General features: G+C 38.0%; 20 protein-coding genes. 12 read left to right on the top strand and 8 right to left on the bottom strand.

Translation table 11 applies throughout. The features are described from left to right. Positions 1 to 68 precede the first annotated feature (68 nt). A complete protein-coding gene (gene radA / locus I2F17_RS00100) occupies positions 69 to 1,448 on the bottom strand; it encodes a DNA repair protein RadA (RefSeq protein ID WP_196421922.1) in 1,380 nt (459 codons plus the stop codon). A gap of 143 nt (positions 1,449 to 1,591) precedes the next feature. Here radA and I2F17_RS00095 point away from each other — a divergent pair, with 143 nt between their 5' ends. The 5 genes from I2F17_RS00095 to I2F17_RS00075 all read left to right on the top strand — a co-directional run bounded on the left by I2F17_RS00095 (position 1,592) and on the right by I2F17_RS00075 (position 6,597). Next, positions 1,592 to 3,010: an amino acid permease gene (locus tag I2F17_RS00095; RefSeq protein ID WP_196421923.1), complete on the top strand. Its 1,419-nt coding sequence runs from the start codon at positions 1,592 to 1,594 to the stop codon at positions 3,008 to 3,010. A 278-nt stretch (positions 3,011 to 3,288) separates the two neighbouring features. Further along, positions 3,289 to 3,474 (top strand): hypothetical protein, encoded by a 186-nt coding sequence (locus I2F17_RS00090; RefSeq protein ID WP_196421924.1) that lies wholly within the window; start codon positions 3,289 to 3,291, stop codon positions 3,472 to 3,474. A 57-nt stretch (positions 3,475 to 3,531) separates the two neighbouring features. After that, a complete protein-coding gene (gene lysA, locus I2F17_RS00085) occupies positions 3,532 to 4,782 on the top strand; it encodes a diaminopimelate decarboxylase (RefSeq protein ID WP_211138780.1) in 1,251 nt (416 codons plus the stop codon). A 2-nt stretch (positions 4,783 to 4,784) separates the two neighbouring features. Next, positions 4,785 to 5,630, top strand: a complete 846-nt coding sequence (dapF, locus tag I2F17_RS00080) for a diaminopimelate epimerase (protein WP_196421926.1) — start codon at positions 4,785 to 4,787, stop codon at positions 5,628 to 5,630. Positions 5,631 to 5,685: 55 nt separating this feature from the next. Beyond that, a complete protein-coding gene (locus tag I2F17_RS00075; protein WP_211138779.1) occupies positions 5,686 to 6,597 on the top strand; it encodes a tyrosine recombinase XerC in 912 nt (303 codons plus the stop codon). On the opposite strand, the gene I2F17_RS00070 is transcribed toward I2F17_RS00075, so the two are convergent. From I2F17_RS00070 to I2F17_RS00060, 3 genes are read right to left on the bottom strand one after another with little or no spacing between them, the layout of a single operon-like run. Then, complete coding sequence (locus I2F17_RS00070; protein WP_211138778.1) at positions 6,594 to 7,223, bottom strand: FMN-binding negative transcriptional regulator; 630 nt, start codon at positions 7,221 to 7,223, stop codon at positions 6,594 to 6,596. The genes I2F17_RS00075 and I2F17_RS00070 overlap by 4 nt on opposite strands. Positions 7,224 to 7,269: 46 nt before the next feature. Next, positions 7,270 to 7,872, bottom strand: coding sequence for a GNAT family N-acetyltransferase (locus I2F17_RS00065; protein WP_196421929.1), 603 nt, complete (start codon positions 7,870 to 7,872; stop codon positions 7,270 to 7,272). Positions 7,873 to 7,883: 11 nt separating this feature from the next. Continuing rightward, complete coding sequence (locus tag I2F17_RS00060; protein ID WP_196421930.1) at positions 7,884 to 8,369, bottom strand: Lrp/AsnC family transcriptional regulator; 486 nt, start codon at positions 8,367 to 8,369, stop codon at positions 7,884 to 7,886. Positions 8,370 to 8,483: 114 nt separating this feature from the next. Between I2F17_RS00060 and I2F17_RS00055 the strand changes: the two genes are divergently transcribed. The 4 genes from I2F17_RS00055 to gyrA all read left to right on the top strand — a co-directional run bounded on the left by I2F17_RS00055 (position 8,484) and on the right by gyrA (position 14,135). Further along, positions 8,484 to 9,092, top strand: a complete 609-nt coding sequence (locus tag I2F17_RS00055; protein ID WP_211138777.1) for a LysE family translocator — start codon at positions 8,484 to 8,486, stop codon at positions 9,090 to 9,092. 356 nt (positions 9,093 to 9,448) lie between these two features. Next, a complete protein-coding gene (locus I2F17_RS00050; protein ID WP_196421932.1) occupies positions 9,449 to 10,198 on the top strand; it encodes an electron transfer flavoprotein subunit beta/FixA family protein in 750 nt (249 codons plus the stop codon). An 18-nt stretch (positions 10,199 to 10,216) separates the two neighbouring features. Next, a complete protein-coding gene (locus tag I2F17_RS00045) occupies positions 10,217 to 11,149 on the top strand; it encodes an electron transfer flavoprotein subunit alpha/FixB family protein (protein ID WP_196421933.1) in 933 nt (310 codons plus the stop codon). A gap of 301 nt (positions 11,150 to 11,450) precedes the next feature. Next, on the top strand, positions 11,451 to 14,135 hold the full coding sequence (gene gyrA / locus I2F17_RS00040; RefSeq protein ID WP_211138776.1) for a DNA gyrase subunit A: 2,685 nt from the start codon (positions 11,451 to 11,453) through the stop codon (positions 14,133 to 14,135). A gap of 53 nt (positions 14,136 to 14,188) precedes the next feature. On the opposite strand, the gene oxyR is transcribed toward gyrA, so the two are convergent. The 3 genes from oxyR to I2F17_RS00025 all read right to left on the bottom strand — a co-directional run bounded on the left by oxyR (position 14,189) and on the right by I2F17_RS00025 (position 16,343). After that, the gene (oxyR, locus tag I2F17_RS00035; RefSeq protein ID WP_196421935.1) at positions 14,189 to 15,094 is read right to left on the bottom strand and encodes a LysR family transcriptional regulator OxyR; all 906 of its coding nucleotides are present in this window, start codon (positions 15,092 to 15,094) and stop codon (positions 14,189 to 14,191) included. A gap of 15 nt (positions 15,095 to 15,109) precedes the next feature. Continuing rightward, positions 15,110 to 16,051 (bottom strand): alpha/beta fold hydrolase, encoded by a 942-nt coding sequence (locus I2F17_RS00030; protein ID WP_211138775.1) that lies wholly within the window; start codon positions 16,049 to 16,051, stop codon positions 15,110 to 15,112. 127 nt (positions 16,052 to 16,178) lie between these two features. After that, complete coding sequence (locus I2F17_RS00025; protein WP_196421937.1) at positions 16,179 to 16,343, bottom strand: rubredoxin; 165 nt, start codon at positions 16,341 to 16,343, stop codon at positions 16,179 to 16,181. Positions 16,344 to 16,636: 293 nt separating this feature from the next. Between I2F17_RS00025 and I2F17_RS00020 the strand changes: the two genes are divergently transcribed. Then, positions 16,637 to 17,230 (top strand): nitroreductase family protein, encoded by a 594-nt coding sequence (locus I2F17_RS00020; RefSeq protein WP_196421938.1) that lies wholly within the window; start codon positions 16,637 to 16,639, stop codon positions 17,228 to 17,230. A 67-nt stretch (positions 17,231 to 17,297) separates the two neighbouring features. On the opposite strand, the gene map is transcribed toward I2F17_RS00020, so the two are convergent. Next, on the bottom strand, positions 17,298 to 18,128 hold the full coding sequence (gene map / locus I2F17_RS00015) for a type I methionyl aminopeptidase (protein WP_196421939.1): 831 nt from the start codon (positions 18,126 to 18,128) through the stop codon (positions 17,298 to 17,300). Between the two features lie 218 nt (positions 18,129 to 18,346). Here map and rpsB point away from each other — a divergent pair, with 218 nt between their 5' ends. Both rpsB and tsf read left to right on the top strand, forming a co-directional pair. Then, a complete protein-coding gene (rpsB, locus tag I2F17_RS00010; RefSeq protein WP_196421940.1) occupies positions 18,347 to 19,102 on the top strand; it encodes a 30S ribosomal protein S2 in 756 nt (251 codons plus the stop codon). A 140-nt stretch (positions 19,103 to 19,242) separates the two neighbouring features. After that, on the top strand, positions 19,243 to 20,118 hold the full coding sequence (gene tsf, locus I2F17_RS00005) for a translation elongation factor Ts (RefSeq protein ID WP_211138774.1): 876 nt from the start codon (positions 19,243 to 19,245) through the stop codon (positions 20,116 to 20,118). The last annotated feature ends 329 nt before the right edge of the window (positions 20,119 to 20,447 follow it).

The raw sequence follows: 20,447 nt of genomic DNA, 5'->3' as shown, positions 1-20,447 counted from the left end.
TCAAAAATTCAATAGCTAGGGGTAAAAAATAACAAAATACCATGGTTTTTCGGAAGAATAGTCTCAGATTATTGCTCTAGTTGTAATGCTTCAGCCAAAGCTTCATGTAAGCGAGCAACAGCAATCACTTTAATTCCTTTCATGGTTTTTTGTGGTGCATTGGCTCTAGGTAAAATAATATATTCAAAACCATGTTTAACGGCTTCTTTTAATCGTTCTTGCCCATTGGGTACAGGTCGAATTTCACCTGATAAGCCAACTTCTCCGAAAACAGCGAGTTGTTGTGGAAAGGCTTTACCACGTAAACTTGAAGCGCAGGCCAATAATACAGCGAGATCAGATCCTGTTTCGGTAATTTTTAATCCACCAACAATATTCACGTACACATCTTGCCCTGTAGTTTGAATGCCACCATGACGATGCATCACTGCTAATAGCATATTGAGTCTATTTTGATCTAAACCTAAGGACACTCTGCGTGCTTGTCCGTGTGCGTCATCGACTAAGGCTTGAACCTCGACTAAAAGAGGGCGTGTACCTTCTCGACTGACCATCACCACAGAACCTGCAATTGGTTCATCATAACGGCTTAAAAAAATCGCAGACGGATTAGACACTTCTTTTAAACCTCGATCTGTCATGCCAAACACGCCGAGTTCATTGACTGCACCAAAACGGTTTTTGACTGCACGAATCATACGGTATCTTGAGTCAGATTGACCTTCAAAATACAAAACACAGTCGACCATATGTTCAAGAACACGAGGCCCTGCTAGCGCACCTTCTTTGGTCACGTGTCCAACAAGAAATAGTGCTGTACCACTGTGTTTTGCAAAACGAGTGAGTAAAGCGGCAGATTCACGAATTTGTGAAACACCGCCGGGTGCAGATTGAATGGTTTCTGTATACAGTGTTTGAATGGAGTCTAAAATAGCAACAGCAGGTCGTTGTTGTGCCAAGGCTTCACAAATACGTTCCACACATGTTTCTGCCATGACTTTAAGATGTGCTGTATTTAATTCTAAACGCTGTGCACGTAAAGCAACTTGAGATAAAGATTCTTCACCTGTGACATACAATGCAGCTTGTTGTTGGCTTGCCATATAGGTTGCTGTTTGTAGCAAAATGGTCGATTTACCAATTCCTGGATCACCACCAATCAAAACGACTGAACCAGTCACAAGTCCACCACCTAAAACACGGTCGAACTCATCAATACCTGTATTTAATCTAGATTCGTGAGAAATAGAAATTTGATTGAGTGTGGTGATATCTGAAATCTGACCTGCATAGCCATTGATTTTAGGTTTGGCACGGTGAGTGGTTGCATGGTCTAAACGTACTTCAAGAAGAGAATTCCATTCACCACAGTCAGTGCATTGTCCTGCCCATTTAGAGTGATCTGTACCACATTGTTGACAACGATATACGGTCTTTACTTTACTCATAACGTCGATATTTGTGTAAGTGAATTAGATTATCTCATGCTTTTTATTGCACGAATATAGAAATAACTCGAGACTTTTCTGTTTAATTGGAATGGTTTTTGCTTATAATAAAAAATGTATACTATATTTTAGGAAGACACTGAATGACTGTACAAAATGAACATTCTTCAGATTTACAACGTAATTTAACAAACCGTCATTTACAGTTGATTGCCATTGGTGGTGCAATTGGTACGGGTTTGTTTATGGGGTCGGGAAAAACAATTTCGTTGGCAGGTCCATCGATTTTATTTATTTATATGATCATCGGTACCATGATTTTCTTTCTCATGCGTGCATTAGGTGAGCTATTACTTTCAAATTTAAATTATAAATCATTTGTAGACATGGCATATGATCTACTGGGTCCTGGCATTGGGTTTTATGTTGGTTGGACCTATTGGATTGGTTGGGTACTTGTGGGCATGGCGGACTTAACCGCTGTCGTCAGTTATTTAACATTTTGGCTCCCTCCGGGTGCCACATTTTCTCCTATAGATCAGGCAATGATCAGTGCAGGTTGTGTATTATTTTTATTCGTTCTTAATTTGCTGACCGTTAAGTTGTTTGGGGAAGTCGAATTTTGGTTTGCGATTATTAAGATTGTTGCAATTATTGCCTTAGTGTTGATTGGTATCTATATGGTAGTGACCAGCTTCCAATCACCAAATGGAACAACAGCATCGTTTAGTAATATTTGGAATCATGGTGGTATGTTCCCACATGGTATGAATGGCTTTTTAGCAGGATTCCAAATTGCCATCTTTGCTTTTATGGGTGTTGAGTTGGTCGGTACCACAGCGGCTGAAACAAAAGATCCAGAGAAAAACTTACCAAAAGCAATTAACTCTATTCCAATTCGTGTCATTTTATTTTATGTATTGTCACTTGTTGTTGTAATGTCTGTGACACCATGGACTGAAGTAAAAGCAGATCGTAGCCCATTCGTTGAGCTATTTTTAATGGCAGGAATTCCAACTGCAGCGATTATCATGAATTTGGTGGTCTTGTCTTCAGTTATGTCATCAATGAATAGTGGTGTATTTTCAACAAGTCGTATGATGTTTGGTTTGGCAAAAGATGGTCAAGCACCTAAACTTTTGAGCTTTTTAACAAAAAATGGCGTACCTGCAAACGGTTTGATTTTCTCATGTGCATGTATTATGGGTGGTTCATTACTACAATATTTTGTACCTAATACTATCGAAGCGTTTACCCTTGCGGGAACGTTATGTACGATTTTATTCTTGTCTGTTTGGATCATTATTTTAGTTTGTTATATTCGTTATCGTAAATTACGTCCAGAATTACATGCAAAATCAAAATTCAAAATGCCAGGTGGTATTGCGATGTGTTATGCGGTCATTATTTTCTTCTTATTTACGATTGGTATTTTAAGTTTAGAAGATGATACGCGAAAATCTTTAATTGTGAGTCCGATTTGGCTGATTGTATTGGCAATTGGTTACTATGGTTTTTATAAACCAAGATTAAAAGGACAGTCAGATAAAAAACAATTTTAATTCATGAATCGTTTTTATTGAAGCTAAATTGATGTATTTTGCACCAAGTTGGAACTTTAGTTGAATTAAAGTTCTGACTTGGTGCTTTTTTGTACCCATTGTGGTGCATTGTGCTATTGTGTTTCATAATAATATTTTTTGAATATTTTTATATAATTTAGATACTTAGCTTTTTTAGAGTCACTTTTAAAAAAACCAACATCTTTGATTATTTCATTTCCAAGTGATCTACATCACGTTATACTTAATTCAAAGTCACAAATGAAGAAGAGCAGGCTATGCATACAGTAAAATATATGATCGGGTTGATCTTACTGGGTAGTCTAGTGGGTTGTGGGCAGTCTGGTGCACTACAACTGACCAATGACCCTGATTTAGATACTCGCCCTAAGTATTTACTTTGGCATCCATCAGACAGCACGCTTAACGATCAAAAAGATTCAAATGTCTCTTCGAAACACTAAGCGATGACATGATGTAATATTAAAGACATTTGATCTATTTCTAGATAAGGATGATTTATGAGTTTCACCCGTATAGATGGGATTTTACATGCAGAACAATGTAATTTAGAACAATTAGCCCAGCAATTTGGCACACCTTTATATGTATATTCTAAAGCCACGTTTGAAAAGCATTTTCTTGAATTAGATCAGGCATTTTCTTATATACCACATCAGGTATGTTATGCAGTTAAGTCAAACTCTAACTTGGCTGTTCTTCGTCTGTTATCTAAAATAGGGGCGGGGTTTGACATTGTGACAGGTGGTGAGCTTGCACGTGTATTGGCTGCAGGGGGTGATGCAAAAAAGATTGTTTTTTCAGGTTTGGGTAAATCAGAAGCAGATATCGAAAAAGCATTACAAGTTGGCATTGCATGTTTTAATGTGGAATCGTACGCAGAATTAGATCGTATTGAAAAAGTTGCTGCAAAACTCAACCTGAAAGCTCCTATTTCTCTACGAGTAAATCCAGATGTAGATGCCAATACGCATCCATATATTTCAACAGGTCTAAAAGAAAATAAATTTGGTATACAAAGTGATGCTGTTTTAGAAACCTATCGTTATGCCCATAGTTTACCGCATTTAAATGTGATTGGTATAGACTGTCACATTGGCTCACAATTGACTGAAACACAGCCTTTTGAAGATGCTTTAGCGCGTTTAGAACTGATGATCACCGAGCTTAAAGACATTGGTATTGAGCTACAGCATATTGATATCGGTGGTGGTTTAGGTGTGGTTTATAAAGATGAAACTCCACCCAGTGTTGTTCAGTTTGCACAGGCATTACGCCCATCGCTTGAGCGTTTAGGCCTTACAGTATATATGGAGCCGGGTCGTAGTATTAGCGCAAATGCAGGAATTTTATTAACCAAAGTAGACTTACTTAAACCAACCAATCATCGCAACTTTGCTATTGTTGATGCGGCAATGAATGATTTAATTCGCCCATCGTTGTATCAAGCCTGGATGAATGTACAGCCTGTTACCCCTCGTCTAGAAGGTGAAACGAAAACTTGGGATGTTGTTGGTGCAATTTGCGAAACAGGTGATTTTTTAGCGAAAGATCGTGATTTGAACTTACAACCTAATGATACTTTAGCTATTTTTGGGGCAGGGGCATACGGTTTTGTGATGAGTTCAAATTACAATACACGAGCACGTGCAGCTGAAATTATGGTGGATGGAACCCAATCACACATTATACGTGATCGTGAAACCATTGCATCATTATGGGAAAAAGAGCATTTTTTACCTGAGGAATAATCATGTTGCTTGAATTTAGTAAAATGCATGGCCTGGGTAATGACTTTATGGTGGTTGACCTGATTAGCCAACAAGCTCATTTTGATCCATTGACAATTCAGCGTTTAGCAGATCGTCATTTTGGCATTGGGTTTGATCAACTTTTAATTGTTGAGCCACCAGATTTACCAAATGTCGATTTTAAATATCGTATTTTTAATGCAGATGGATCTGAGGTGGAGCAGTGCGGTAATGGAGTGCGCTGTTTTGCTCGATTTGTGCATGATCGTAAATTAACGCGTAAAACCAAAATCAAAGTACAAACAAAATCAGGCGTAGTTGAGCCTGAACTTGGCGTGAATGGTTGGGTACGCGTTAATATGGGGCAACCTAAATTTTTACCGCATGATATTCCATTTAATGCACAACCTAGTGATGTTTTATATGACTTGGAGCTTGCAGATCAACTCACAATTAAAATTGATGTTGTGAATATGGGAAATCCCCATGCTGTAACAGTTGTACATGATGTATTACAGGTCGATGTTGCACGCTTGGGCCCTCAAATTGAGAAACATGTTAAGTTTCCTAATCGAGTCAATGCAGGGTTTTTACAAATCCTTAATGAAAAACAGGCGCGTTTACGTGTATTTGAGCGTGGTGTTGGTGAAACATTAGCATGTGGTACAGGGGCATGTGCTGCTGCAGTAAGTGCAATGCGCCGTGGCTTGTTGGGTGATGATGTTGAGATTGAGCTTGCAGGTGGCCGACTACATATTGCATGGCAAGAAGGTGGCGTGGTTTATATGACAGGTCCAACGGCAACAGTATATGAAGGTCGCTTGGATTTAAGTTATTTTCAACATTAACAGCCTATGCCAAGCGTGTTTGCTTACAGGCTTGGCATATTTTTGAGTAACTATCATGGATACGTGGTACTGGCTAGACAGTTGGTTGAATGTTCGGCAAAGACAAAATCAATCTGAACACACCTTGGCTGCATATCGACGAGATCTCACCGCTTTTGTTGAGTTTTGTGATAAAAAAAATTTGGCATTGCTTGATATTGAGGCCTCAGATTTACGAGAGTATTTGACTTTTAGGGTTGAACATGGGCGTTTGAGTTCAAGTAGTTTACAACGTCAGTTGAGTGCAATCCGTCAGTTTATGAAATGGGTCACTGAAAACCATCTTATTGTCCAAAATTTTTCTGCAGATTTTCATCTTAAGCGTCAGGCAAGAGCACTACCTGGTCTTGTCGATGCTGAAACAATCATACAAATTTTAGATCAACCTACCCCTGAAAACCCAATAGATCAACAACTTTGGCTGCGCGATAAAGCCATTTTAGAGCTTTTATATACAAGTGGCATACGCTTGTCTGAAATACAGCGACTATCTTTTCAAGACCTTGATTTTAATAGACGCTTATTGAGGGTGATGGGTAAGGGAAGTAAAGAACGTATTATTCCTTTTGGTGAAAAAGCAAAACATGCATTGATTGAGTGGTTAAAAGTATATCGAATATGGCAAGGAGGATTTAAAGCCACAGATGCCGTATTCATTTCTCAAAAAGGATCTGCTTTAAGTCACAGACAGATTGAAAATCGAGTGAAATTTCAGGCACACCGAGCAGGGGTAAATATTAACTTACATCCCCACTTACTTCGACACTGTTTTGCAAGTCATATGTTGTCTGCAAGTGGAGATTTAAGAGCAGTACAAGAAATGTTGGGACACAGTAATTTATCAACAACGCAAATTTATACGCACTTAGATTTTGAGCGTTTAGCTACGGTATATGATCAAGCTCACCCTAGAGCACAAAAAAACTAATCTGTGTGTTGTTGAATATGTTGAGACATATGTGGCGCTGTATTTTTAAGTGCCTTTGCAACAGATATTTTATCTTCTTGTGGGCGATCTTGGCTCGTTTTAAATTGACCTGTCATGCTTTCAATGTCAATCGAAATGACGGCAATGTCATTGAGTAAAGCATTGATATATTCGGCAGGCGCGTCTTTCATTTTCCAAGGCATGGCTTGAGTAGATTCATGTTGGCGTGTTAAGCGCCCAAGCAAAGCCAGAAGCGATTTTTTATCATCTATACAGCGTAAGTAACCTCTGACGTGCACGACCATATAATTCCATGTAGGAACCGTACGTTGATGCTGTTTTTTACTTGGATACCAATGCGGGCTAATGTAGTGTTGGTCGCCTTGAAAGCTAATCAATACTGACTGACCGTGTTTGATGTGCGTATAGAGTGGATTTTCTTTTGCAATATGTGCAGTTAGTGTGCCGTAAAGCCCCTGCTTGGGGTCGAATAGAAAAGGTAAGTGATCTGCTTCAATCCGCTCATGAGTTGAATTATAACTCATGAGCGTTGCAAAATTATGTTGCTGAATGAATTGCTGTAATGTTTTTAAATCATTTTCTTGATATTGTGGCGGCTGAAACATGGCGAAAAATCTTTCATTTGGCTATATTTCATCATAACGAAAAAAATCAGGCGTTTAAACCATGCCGTGATAATAAATCTGTTATGTGTGCTTTGATATCTGGCCATTCACTAGAGCTGATACTATACATAACAGTATCTCTGATGGTGTTGTCTTTTCTAAAGGCATTCCCCCGAATAATTCCGTCTTTTTTGGCACCTAAACGTTCAATCGCACGTTGGCTTTTAAAGTTGAAAATATCGGTGCGAAAAGCCACGGTATTACAATTTAAAGTTTCAAATGCATGCTCTAAAAGTAACAATTTACAGGTGGTGTTTACATGAGTGCGTTGTACAGATTGTGCATACCATGTATAGCCAATTTCTACACGTTTTACATCTGCTAAAATATCGTGGTAGCTGGTGGTGCCTATTACTTGCCCTGTATCTTTTTCAATGACAGCAAACGCAAAACGATGCCCAAGTAGGCCTTGATTACATGCAGTATTAATATATTGTTTTACTTCATCTGCCTTAGGGGTGGATGTCACTCTAATTTTCCAAAGTTCTCCATCTTGACAGGCTGCAGTGAGGCCATACAAATGTTCATGTGTAAGTGGTTCGAGCAAAACACCATGTTTTGATAACTGAACAGGTTGTACAAAAGACATATTTTTCTCATTTATAATGGTAGTTGGTAACTTTGTTTAATAATTTGACTAGGTAAGTCAGTCTTCACGCTAGTAATACCATTTTTTTTAGTCAAATGGCTAGACTGAAATTTACGATAACTGTCTAAATCTGTCACTACTACTTTTAACATTGCATCGCATTCCCCCAAAATAATGTAGCAATCCATGACTTGAGGAAGTTCTTTCATTGCTTCTATAAATATATTAATGGTTTCAGCATCTTGTCCAATAAGCCAAATTCTTGAAAATAAAATTAACTGAAGTCCCACTTTTTGTGGATTCACTAAAGTAGTGTAGCTTTCGATCACGCCAGCATCTTCAAGGAGTTTGACTCGCCGTAAACAAGAAGATGGCGATAGTCCAATCTCTTTGGCCAAATCATTATTTTGAATACGACCATTTTTTTGTAATAGTCTAATAATATTTTTATCTATTCTATCGAGCTTTACTCGAATATCTGATGAATTAAGTTTCATAAATTAAAATTAAATTCTAAAAATTAAAGTAATTATAAAATATTTGATAGCTAATTTTATGACAAAATTTAGATAATATTGTCATCGTATGAATCTAAATAGAGTGTTCCACAAGTGTCTGATTTTACAATATTTGCGTTGACTATTATTCCACTGATTTTTACACCTGGCCCTGATATGTTGTTTATTTTATCGCAAGCGATGGGTAAGGGGCCTAGAACAGGCGTAATGGCAACGTCTGGAGTGTGTTTGGGATATATGGTTCATTCTGTTTTAGTGGCGTTAGGAATTTCTGCCATTATTATGGCGTACCCAATTTTGTTTGAAATTATTCGTTATATTGGGGTTATGTATTTATTGTTCCTCGCTTTTTCACTCTTTCGAACAGCGCTAACGCAAGGCAATAATTTAAGCTTGAATAGTAAGGTGACAAAACATCCGATTAAAAAAGGTTTTTTTACTGCGCTTTTAAACCCTAAAGGCATGCTAATTTACTTTGCAATTTTACCACAGTTTATCGATCGACAAGGAAATACTGTTTTACAAGGTTTAACACTCTCTTTTATTTTTATTGGCTTGTGTTTTGTTGTGTATAGTGTATTGAGTGTAGTGTGTGCTCGCTTTGTGCAAGGAAGAAATATTCAAGCCAAACAACAAAAATGGATTGATTTAGGGTCAGGTGGTTTAATTATGTTGGCTGCAACTTGGATGCTTTCAAATTAATCTAGGATTGAGGTGGTGAATATTAAAACCAAGTGGTCAAAATATGAAAAATCAACATATCAGCAAACTGAATATTTTTTATGTTATATATCAGTAAATATTATATAAATTTTTTTGAGTTTACGCATGTAGGTCTATGTTTTTATTTTACTTATTTTGTTTTTTTGCTTGGTTTTTATTGGACTTTGAGATGGAAATCTTAGATTAAGATCATATTTTAATAAAAAAAACATCATCGATACATAATTGTTGCTTGACCAAATTGGGCACATCAATGCAAGATAAGCACCGAAAATAAACTTGAAAAGCATTTTGCTTTTCCTTTTGTATTATTTAAACATATAGCCGAGGACGACATGAAGGCTCTGGTTGCAGTCAAACGTGTAGTAGATGCTAATGTGAAGGTTCGCATTAAGCAAGACAATAGTGGTGTTGATTTGACCAACGTAAAAATGTCAATTAACCCATTTTGCGAAATTGCTGTGGAAGAAGCAGTACGTTTAAAAGAAAAGGGTATTGTCTCTGAAATTGTGATTGTTTCTGTAGGTGGGAAAGAATCTCAAGAGCAACTTCGCTCATCTATGGCACTAGGTGGCGATCGTTCAATTTTGGTTGAAACAAATGACGAAATTGGTGCACTAGAAGTTGCTAAAGTGCTCAAAGCGATTGTACAAGAAGAGCAACCTGAGCTGATCTTACTGGGTAAGCAAGCCATAGACGACGATTCTAATCAAGTAGGACAAATGTTAAGTGCTCTACTAGGTTCAGGGCAAGCGACATTTGCGTCAGAAATTCAAGTCGAATCAAACCAAGTGCAAGTCGTGCGTGAAGTTGATGGTGGTTTGCAAACAATAGCATTAACACTTCCTGCAGTAATTACTGCAGATTTGCGTTTAAATGAGCCACGTTATGTCAAACTACCTGACATCATGAAAGCACGCAAAAAACCTTTAGTGGTCAAAACTTTGGCTGATTATGGCATCACAGCAGGTACAAAACTGAAAACTGTACGTGTAGATAGTCCTGCTGAACGTCAAACAGGTGTGCAAGTGACTTCGGTGGATGAGTTGGTTGATAAGCTTAAAAATGAAGCTAAAGTGATCTGATACGAAAAGGAAAAATCAATGAGTATTTTAGTTCTTGCTGAACATGATAATGTGGCTTTAAATAGTGCTACTTTACATGTGGTGGCAGCGGCTCAAAAAATTGGTGCAGAGATTACGTTGTTGGTTGTAGGTGAGCATGTCGCTGCAGTTGCAGATCAAGCAAAAGATGTATCTGGTGTAGCGAAAGTATTGGTTGCCGATCATGCTGTATATGCGCATCAATTGGCCGAAAATGTATCTGCTTTGGTGGCCGAGCTTGCACAAAATTATCGTCATGTTTTAGCGCCATCAACCACGATGGGAAAAAACATCTTACCGCGTGTTGCAGCCTTACTTGATGTAAGTATGGTGACAGATATTATTTCTGTGGTGTCTGAAAACACATTTAAACGTGCAATTTATGCAGGTAATGCCATTGCAACAGTTCAATCAGATGAACGCATTGTTGTAGCAACAGTACGTACAACTGCATTTGATGCTGTTGCAAATACAGGTGGTTCTGCAGCTGTAGATACGATTACATTGGCTGAAGATGCTAAAGTATCTCGTTTTGTGGCTGAACAGATCATCAAGACTGCACGTCCAGAACTTTCAGCTGCTCGTGTTGTGGTTTCAGGTGGCCGTGGTGTAGGTTCAGCAGAGAACTATCATGCGGTATTAGATCCATTGGCTGATAAATTGGGTGCAGCGCAAGGTGCGTCTCGTGCTGCTGTAGATGCAGGCTTTGTACCAAATGATATGCAAGTGGGGCAAACAGGAAAAATTGTTGCGCCAGACTTGTATATTGCCGCGGGTATTTCTGGTGCAATTCAGCACTTGGCTGGTATGAAAGATTCTAAAGTCATCGTTGCTATTAACAAAGATGAAGAAGCACCAATTAATGCAGTCGCAGACTATTGGTTAGTTGGTGATTTAAATACTGTAATCCCTGAGTTGACCTCTAAAATATAAGTTTCGAACTTCAAAAATGCCTCTAACTTTAGAGGCGTTTTTTTTATGTTTTCAGGGCTGTTTTAAATGTAGGCGTTATTTTAAAGATCGAAGATTTACTTTTTTGAGGTTGAGTGAGATATGAAGATCACCCACAAAAATCGCAATCGTTTACTGCTTAGAACATGTTTAATATGCAAAATGTGATATAATAAAACGTTAAATTTTATCTCGTTTTAGTTTGATTTTTTTCAACTAATTTATTCTGTATGTTATGTCTAAGATTAGTAAAATTGGTTAATCCAAAGAATAAGGAGTATGCATGAGCGTATCGGAAATAAGACCGATTGCCATTGAGGACGAACTCAAGCATTCGTATTTAGACTATGCGATGAGTGTCATCGTTTCTCGTGCATTGCCTGATGTGAGAGATGGCCTGAAACCCGTTCACCGCCGTGTATTGTTTGCAATGCATGAGTTAGGCAATGACTATAATAAAGCCTATAAGAAATCTGCTCGTGTTGTGGGTGATGTGATTGGTAAATATCACCCACATGGTGATTCTGCAGTGTATGAAACCATTGTACGCATGGCGCAAGATTTTAGTTTGCGTTATCGACTTGTTGATGGTCAAGGAAACTTTGGTTCTATTGATGGCGATAGTGCAGCTGCCATGCGTTATACCGAAGTACGAATGACACGTTTAGCACACGAGTTGTTAGCAGACCTTGAAAAAGATACAGTCGATTGGGAAGACAACTACGACGGTTCTGAGCGTATTCCTCAAGTGCTACCCACACGTATCCCTAATCTATTGATTAATGGTACTGCAGGTATTGCTGTAGGTATGGCAACAAATATGGCACCGCATAATATGACCGAAGTGGTTCATGCGTGTTTAGCCTATGCAGATAATCCCAATATTTCCATTGAAGGACTCATGGAACATATTAGTGGGCCAGACTTTCCAACAGGCGGTATTATTTACGGAAAAGCGGGTATTGTCGATGCTTACCGTACAGGTAAAGGCCGATTGCATATTCGTGGTAAATACCACTTTGAAGAAGATGCAAAAACGCATCGCACAACAATTGTATTTACAGAAATTCCATATCAAGTCAATAAAGCACGTGTGATTGAGCGTATTGCAGAATTGGTTAAAGAAAAAAAGCTTGAAGGAATCTCTGAATTACGTGATGAATCTGATAAAGAAGGTATGCGTATTGCGATTGACTTAAAGCGTGGGGAAAATGCTGAAGTTATTGTAAACAACCTATTTTTAAATACACAGCTTGAAAATTCATTTAGTATTAATATGGTTTGCCTAGATAATGGTCAACCTAAATTAATGAATTTGAAGGATATTATTGCGGCATTTATTCGACATCGTCAAGAAGTGGTAACGCGCCGTACCATGTTTGAGTTGCGTAAAGCTCGTGAGCGTGGTCATATTTTAGAAGGTTTAACGGTTGCTTTAGCAAATATTGATGTAGTGATCGAAACCATTAAAACGTCGCCTAATCCAAGTGAAGCACGTAAACGCTTGATTGAAAGCGAATGGTCAGGTGGTGGTGTAATCTCTTTGCTAGAAAAAGCAGGCTCTGTTTCTGTTCGCCCAGAAATCATAGAGGGTGAAGACCTTGCACGTCCTTTTGGCCTTTCGAATCAAATCTATCGTTTGTCGCCTGTACAAGTCAATGCAATTTTAGAATTGAGACTACATCGCTTAACTGGTTTAGAGCAAGATAAACTACATGCGGAATATAGCGATATTCTGAGTCAAATCGCAGAATTAACAGCAATACTCAATGACTTTAATTTACTCATGGCTGTGATTCGAGATGAGTTGGCGCAAGTATTACACCAGTATGGTGATGCACGTTCGACAGATATTGTTGAATCACGTATTGATTTTAGCCGTGAAGATTTAATTCCAGAAGAGCAAATAGTACTAACCGTTTCGCAAACAGGCTATGCAAAAACACAACCACTGTCTGATTATCAAGCACAGCGTCGTGGTGGTCGTGGTAAATCTGCAACCTCTATGAAAAGCGATGATATTATTCAGCACTTAATTGTAACTTCTAATCATGCGACGGTTTTATGTTTTACCAATGTAGGTAAAGTGTATCGACTAAAAGCTTATGAGGTGCCTCAAGCCTCACGTGGTGCAAAAGGTCGTCCAATGATTAATTTGTTGCCATTAGAGCAACATGAAACAATTACTGCAATTTTACCTGTAAAAGATTTTCCTGCTGATCATTATGTCTTTATGGCAACTGCATCAGGTACGGTAAAACGTGTAGAACTTGCTCAGTTTAGCAATGTGCGTTCAAATGGTTTACGTGCGATTGAGTTAAATGAAGAAGATACGTTAATTGGTGTTTCGATTACCGATGGCCAAAAACAAATTATGTTGTTTTCTAACGAAGGTAAAGCCATTCGTTTTGCAGAAACAGATGTACGTGCAATGGGGCGTACAGCACGTGGTGTTCGAGGAATGCGCGTAAGTTTTGCATCATCTGGCGCGATTGATGTAGATGAGATAGAACCTGAACAAGATGAACCAACGGAAGATCATGATTCTGCATTGAACATTATTAGCCGTATTGTATCTTTGGTTGTTGTGCCTGAACACGGTGAAGTGTTATGTGCTTGTGAAAATGGGTACGGCAAACGAACATCGGTAGATGACTTTCCAACCAAAAAACGTGGTGGTAAAGGAATTATTGCCATTAAGACCAGTGAGCGTAATGGTGAACTTGTCGGTGCTGTTGCAATTGATGAAAGTAAAGAAATGTTACTTATTTCTAATGCTGGAACAATGGTTCGTACACGCGCATCTGAAGTGGCAACCACGGGTCGTAATGCACAAGGTGTACGTCTAATTCGTTTGACCGATGAAACACTTGTGAAAGTGGTTTCAGTGGAGGCAGTGATTGAAGATGATGTACTTGAACTAGACGCTGAAATTGTAACGGATGATGTTCAGACGGTCTCTGATTAATGACAAAGTATCATTCATAAAAAAGGAAGCCTAGGCTTCCTTTTTTATGTGTTTTAAGTTGTTCGCTGAGTAATTTTTTTCAAAATTTCAGTCAGTACTTCAAACTCTTTAAGTAAAGGGGTACTTTTACGTGTGACTAAAGAAATTGTACGGTTAGGTGCATTTTCAATATGTTTGGTTTTTAACTCGCGGTTATATTGTAATACCTGTTTGTGTAAAGAAATTTCAGGCAAGAGGGTATAACCTAGGTTTGAAGAAACCATTTCCACTAACGTTGGTAGTGAGCTTGCTTTAATACGGTGGTCTGTTTTTCGATCACCAATAGGACATGCGCTGAGTACGTGATCACGTAAACAATGCCCTTCTTCTAAAAGCATGAGTCGAGCATTGTCTAAATCATCTAAACTATTTGCTTCGGCACATTTTTGATCTTCTTTGTTGTAGGTCAGTACCAATTCTTCTTCAAAAATTTCTGCAACTTTTAAACCACGAATGTCAAATGGCAGTGCCAAAATGATCATGTCTAAACTGCCATGTTCAAGTTTTTCGACAATTTTTTCAGTTTGAGCTTCATGTAAGTGCAACTGAATTTTTGGCAATTGTTGATGAACTTCATCTAAAAGTTGCGTTAAAATAAACGGGGCAATCGTTGGAATGATTCCAAGGTGTAAGTCACCGGTCAGTGGCTCGCTCATCTCACGGCTTAAACGCATTAAATCTTGTGCATCTGCAAGAAGAACTCGCGCTCGAGCAACCACTTGCTCACCAAGAGGTGTTAAGCGGACATTTTGCCTGTCTCGTTCAACTAAAACCCCACTTAGTAACCTCTCAAGTTCCATAATACCACCAGATAAAGTGGATTGTGTCACGAAAGATCTGCGAGCTGCTTCGGTGAAGTGCAGTGTTTCAGACAGAGTAACTAAATAAGAAAGCTGTCTTAGTGAAGGTAGTGCGGCCATAATATATTATTACTTTTAAGATTTAAAATGTTGTGTAAACAAAGTGCCCAAGTGTGCAATATATTCATCTGGAATATCGTGCCCCATACCTGAGATGAGTTTAAACTTTGCGCCTTTTATTGCATTCACGACGGCCTTTCCATGCCTTGCAGGGAGGAGTTTGTCACAGTCACCATGAACGACAAGAGTTGGTTGAGTAATTTTTTGATCCCACTTTCGTAAGGAACCTGTACATAGTATAGCGAATAATTGTCGTAATATGCCACTAGGCATATAACAACGATCATAGGCAATTTCTGAAATTTCTTGCACCTGTTTTGTGTTCACATAATGTGGTGAACCAATGGTTGCATTGACTTTAATGTTATGCGCCACGACATCTACTTTTTGAGTGGATTGAGCACGACTGAAAAATACACGTAATTGTTTCAGGTGTGGCGCAGGTAAAAATGCTTGGTTATTACTGGTAAATAATAAACCAACTTTTTGCACATGTTGAGGATATGTTGCTGCCAATATTTGTGCAATCATACCGCCCATTGATGCACCAAGTACAGCATATTTTTCGATGCCTAAATGTGCTAATAAGGAGGCTGTATCTTCAGCCATATCAACGAGTGTGTAGCATAATGGTTTATTTTTTAAGCCTAATTTAAAACGAAGCATCAGTTGTAATATATTTGGAGGAGTATCTAAGTATTCAAATTTTGAAGACAATCCAATGTCTCGATTATCAAAACGTACCACATAAAAGCCTTGTTTTACTAAATATTCACAAAAAGGCAGGGGCCAATGAACCAATTGGCAACCTAATCCCATAATAAGGACAATACATGGGTGTGTAGGATTGCCTGCGACCTCTAAATGTATATTTAAACCATTTTTAAGCTGTACAGATGTTTCTTGAAACATCGTTGAATACGGTGAGGGGCGTAAATGATCTGTCGTATGGCTCATTGTATTATATAGTCACGTCACTTGTATCAATCATAGAGTACATCTTCGTCACATTAACATATCTTTAGTGAGAAGTCCTGTGAGCATATGATTTCTTTTTCTTTGAGTTCAATCGTGTCTGCGCTGTTTAGATTTCTATCATTTCAAAAGATGATTTGGTCATACCACAATCGGGACAGGTCCAATCTTCGGGCACATCTTCCCATGCTGTACCTGCTTGAATTCCTTCTTCTGGCCACCCTTCCGCTTCATTGTAAATAAAATCGCATACAATACATTGATATTTTTTCATAAAGGCCTCTGCATGGGAAATGATATGTTTTGCATTGAAAATAATGAGGTGTTTTTCGGTGACTTGTGATTGCTAAGGTTGTTAATCATCTCAAAAAAGATGATATTTTAAACAGCTTTTACATATTATAACATTGCTTGATCTAAGTTACATATTCAGAATATATCGTTTCAATAATGCAATGATCTGTTGAAAAAATGACATATATTTATATTGATTACTTTACTTATACTGTCACAGTAAAACTATTTCACTAATATCATAGAATGATATTTATTACGGAGCGATGTAACATGTCATTTATTCAAGAAATCGAAACACGTCGTAGTATTTATGCCCTTGGAAAAACAACAGAATTATCTAATGGTGAACTAGAAACATTAATTAAAAAAGCTGTACGTTTAAGCCCATCTGCTTTTAATTCACAATCTTCTCGTGCAGTGGTTTTGTTTGATGCATCTCATCTTAAATTTTGGGAAATCGTAAAAGAAACATTACGTAAAATGATTCCTGAAGATAAGTTTGAATCTACTGCACAACGTATGGACAGCTTTGCTGCAGGAAAGGGGACTGTACTGTTTTATGAAGACCAAGATGTTGTTAAAGGTCTACAAGAACAATTTGCAACGTATGCTGAAAATTTCCCAATTTGGTCTGAACATTCGACAGCCATTGCACAGTTTGCAGTGTGGACCGCATTGTCAGAGCAAAAAGTGGGCGCATCATTACAGCACTACAACCCAATTGCAGATGAAGAAGTTGCTAAGCTTTTTGATATACCTGCATCTTGGAAACTACGTGCACAGCTAGTATTTGGTTCAATTGAAGCAGATGCTCAAAGTAAAGAATTTATGGAAGACGAAAGTCGTTTTAAAGTATTTGCATAATGGTGTAATGAACTGTTCATTCATTCATAAAAAAGAAGGGTGATAAAAATCACCCTTCTTTTTTTGATTATGATTGTATAAAACGTGTCAAATCTTCATCGGGTCTAGGTGTTAAAATATCTACACCTGTATCGGTAACTAAAAGAGTGTGTTCATATTGTGCAGAGAGTTTGTGGTCTTTAGTCACTACTGTCCATTTGTCACCAAGTGTTTTGGTTTGCCAAACACCTGCATTAACCATCGGTTCAATCGTGAACGTCATACCTGCTTCTAAACGCATTCCTGTATTTTTTTGTCCATAGTGTAAAATTTGTGGTTCATCGTGAAATGTAGAACCGATGCCGTGGCCGCAATATTCACGCACAACACTAAATCGTTCAGATTCGACATATTTTTGAATGATTGCACCAATATCGCCAACATAAGCACCGGGTTTAACGACTTCAATCCCACGATATAGGGCTTCTTGTGCGACCTTACATAAACGATTGGCTAAAATTGAGGTTTCTCCGCCTACGATGTACATCATATTTGTATCGCCGTGGTAGCCATCTTTAATCACGGTGACATCAATATTTAAAATATCGCCTTGTTTTAAGATTTTATTTTCCGATGGAATCCCGTGACAAACCACATGATTTACAGATGTACAAGTTGCATGTTGAAATGCTGCGCGCCCCGGTGCTGCACCATAACCTAAGCATGCAGGAATGGCGTCTTGAACATTAACAATATAGTCATGACATATTTTATCAATGTCTAAAGTACTTACGCCAGGTTGAATATGCGGTTTAATCATCTCTAAAACGTCTGCTGCTAAGCGGCCAGCTGTTCGCATTTTTTCAATTTCTTCAGGTGTTTTGATGAGATGTTTGGGTGCGTGATAAGTACTATTCATGATGTTGAAAAACTTTTGCTAATTTATATCTGACTATGGTATAAATACGCACCCGTTTTATCAAATGCTTTTATGAATAAATTTTGTTTCATTCAGGCTTATGTTTAAAACGTGTTCTAAATAAATCCGCACATATGTCGACACATTACTCTGGGTGCCTTTTATAAGGTGGAGAATGAGGATATATGGAGGCTTAACCCAAATTTTAAGGTATTAAAATGGCAGATTACAACGTAGGCATGCGTGACCTTCTTCAAGCAGGCGCACACTTCGGTCACCAAACACGTTTTTGGAATCCAAAAATGCGTGATTACATCTTTGGTGCGCGTAACAAAATTCACATCATTAACTTGGAGCATACTGTTCCTGCGTTAAACGATGCGTTAAATTTTGTAAACCAGCTTGCAAGCAAAAAGAACAAAGTATTGTTCGTAGGTACTAAGCGTGCAGCGTCAAATATCATTCGTGAGCAAGCACAACGTGCAGGCCAACCGTATGTAGATCACCGTTGGTTAGGTGGTATGTTGACGAACTGGAAAACGCTTCGCCAATCAATCAATCGTTTGAAAGACCTTCAAACTCAATCTCAAGATGGTACTTTTGCGAAGCTAACTAAGCGTGAAGCATTAGAACGTACCCGTGAGATGGATAAACTTGAACGCTCTTTAGGTGGTGTAAAGAACATGGGCGGTTTGCCTGATGCTTTATTCATCATTGACGTTGATCATGAAGCGATTGCTATTAAAGAAGCGAAGAATCTTGGTATTCCTGTGATCGGTATCGTAGATACAAACTCAAACCCAGATAATGTGGATTACATTATTCCTGGTAATGACGATGCAATCCGTGCTGTAACACTTTATGCTTCTGCAATGGCGAATGCGATTCTTGCTGGTAAAGAATATGCACAAACTCAAGCGAATGCTCAAGCAAAAACTGACGAAGCTGCAAAAGAAGCAACTTCTGAGGCTTAATGCAAATAATGACGCAAGCGTGTCATTTTTGTAACATCTAATGATGGCATACTGAGCGTCAAGAAAAGCAAACGGCCCATATCTTTTTTGGGCCGTTTTTCTTCACAGATTTATTTTCTACCTTAAATTAGGAGAATAGCATGACTGCAATTACTGCAAGCATGGTAAAAGAGTTACGTGACCGTACTGGTCTAGCAATGATGGAATGCAAAAAAGCTTTAACAGAAGCGAATGGTGATGTCGAAGTTGCAATTGACAACCTACGTAAATCTGGTCAAGCAAAAGCTGCTAAAAAAGCAGGCAACATTGCAGCAGACGGCGCAATTACAATTGCTCAAGAAGGCAATAAAGCTGTGTTGTTAGAAGTAAACTGTCAAACTGACTTTGTTGCAAAAGATGAAAACTTTGCAAACTTCTCTAAAAAAGTTGCAGAGATTATTTTATCAACAGGTACAGTTGATGTTGCTCAAGTTGCGACACTTCAATTTGATGATGCTCAAACAGTAGAAGAAGCACGTATTGCATTGGTTCAAAAAATTGGTGAAAACATTCAAATTCGCCGTGCAAAAATCGTTGAAGGTGAAAATCTTGCTGTGTATAAGCATGGCTTGAAAATCGGTGTTGTTGTGTCTTACACAGGCAGTGCAGATACAGGTAAAGGCTTGGCAATGCATATTGCGGCATTTAACCCTGTTGCAGTCAACGCTGAAGCAGTTCCTGCTGAACTTGTTGCAAAAGAAAAAGAAATTGCTGAAGCAAAAGCAATTGAATCTGGTAAGCCTGCCAACATTGTTGAAAAAATGGTTACAGGTTCTGTAGAAAAATACTTGAATGAAGTTGTTCTTGAACGTCAAATGTACGTGATTGATAACGACAAAAAAGTTGCAGAAATCTTAAAATCAACAGGTACTACTGTTGCAGAATTTGTTCGCTTTGAAGTGGGTGAAGGAATTGAGAAAAAAGTAGAAATGAGCTTTGCTGAAGAAGTAGCCGCAGCTCAAGCAGGCGCTAAATAATTTATTTTATTTAGTGTTAAAGGTCTCAACATAAGTATTTATGTTGAGACCTTTTTTATTGCCTGAAATATAAAAAAAGAAAAAATATTAAAATAAAAATAGCGAAAATGTGTCTTAAAGATTATTTTTTATCTAAACATCTAAACATCTAAACATCTAAACATCTAAACATCTAAACATCTAAACATCTAAACATCTAAACATCTAAACATCTAAACATCTAAACATCTAAACATCTAAACATCTAAACATCTAAACATCTAAACATCTAAACATCTAAACATCTAAACATCTAAACATCTAAACATCTAAACATCTAAACATCTAAA

Source organism: Acinetobacter baretiae (assembly GCF_015627105.1).
Taxonomy (GTDB): Bacteria; Pseudomonadota; Gammaproteobacteria; order Pseudomonadales; family Moraxellaceae; genus Acinetobacter; species Acinetobacter baretiae.
This window is presented reverse-complemented; position numbering and strand designations above follow the sequence as displayed.

Excerpts from the sequence above, each read along its gene's own strand:
- I2F17_RS00045 (WP_196421933.1), top strand. The coding sequence starts at position 10,217 with ATGAGTATTTTAGTTCTTGCTGAACATGATAATGTGGCTTTAAATAGT.
- I2F17_RS00060 (WP_196421930.1), bottom strand. The coding sequence starts at position 8,369 with ATGAAACTTAATTCATCAGATATTCGAGTAAAGCTCGATAGAATAGAT.
- I2F17_RS00025 (WP_196421937.1), bottom strand. The coding sequence starts at position 16,343 with ATGAAAAAATATCAATGTATTGTATGCGATTTTATTTACAATGAAGCG.
- I2F17_RS00065 (WP_196421929.1), bottom strand. The coding sequence starts at position 7,872 with ATGTCTTTTGTACAACCTGTTCAGTTATCAAAACATGGTGTTTTGCTC.
- gyrA (WP_211138776.1), top strand. The coding sequence starts at position 11,451 with ATGAGCGTATCGGAAATAAGACCGATTGCCATTGAGGACGAACTCAAG.
- dapF (WP_196421926.1), top strand. The coding sequence starts at position 4,785 with ATGTTGCTTGAATTTAGTAAAATGCATGGCCTGGGTAATGACTTTATG.
- I2F17_RS00030 (WP_211138775.1), bottom strand. The coding sequence starts at position 16,051 with ATGAGCCATACGACAGATCATTTACGCCCCTCACCGTATTCAACGATG.
- radA (WP_196421922.1), bottom strand. The coding sequence starts at position 1,448 with ATGAGTAAAGTAAAGACCGTATATCGTTGTCAACAATGTGGTACAGAT.
- map (WP_196421939.1), bottom strand. The coding sequence starts at position 18,128 with ATGAATAGTACTTATCACGCACCCAAACATCTCATCAAAACACCTGAA.
- oxyR (WP_196421935.1), bottom strand. The coding sequence starts at position 15,094 with ATGGCCGCACTACCTTCACTAAGACAGCTTTCTTATTTAGTTACTCTG.
- I2F17_RS00095 (WP_196421923.1), top strand. The coding sequence starts at position 1,592 with ATGACTGTACAAAATGAACATTCTTCAGATTTACAACGTAATTTAACA.
- I2F17_RS00075 (WP_211138779.1), top strand. The coding sequence starts at position 5,686 with ATGGATACGTGGTACTGGCTAGACAGTTGGTTGAATGTTCGGCAAAGA.
- I2F17_RS00070 (WP_211138778.1), bottom strand. The coding sequence starts at position 7,223 with ATGTTTCAGCCGCCACAATATCAAGAAAATGATTTAAAAACATTACAG.
- I2F17_RS00020 (WP_196421938.1), top strand. The coding sequence starts at position 16,637 with ATGTCATTTATTCAAGAAATCGAAACACGTCGTAGTATTTATGCCCTT.
- I2F17_RS00050 (WP_196421932.1), top strand. The coding sequence starts at position 9,449 with ATGAAGGCTCTGGTTGCAGTCAAACGTGTAGTAGATGCTAATGTGAAG.
- I2F17_RS00090 (WP_196421924.1), top strand. The coding sequence starts at position 3,289 with ATGCATACAGTAAAATATATGATCGGGTTGATCTTACTGGGTAGTCTA.
- tsf (WP_211138774.1), top strand. The coding sequence starts at position 19,243 with ATGACTGCAATTACTGCAAGCATGGTAAAAGAGTTACGTGACCGTACT.
- rpsB (WP_196421940.1), top strand. The coding sequence starts at position 18,347 with ATGGCAGATTACAACGTAGGCATGCGTGACCTTCTTCAAGCAGGCGCA.
- lysA (WP_211138780.1), top strand. The coding sequence starts at position 3,532 with ATGAGTTTCACCCGTATAGATGGGATTTTACATGCAGAACAATGTAAT.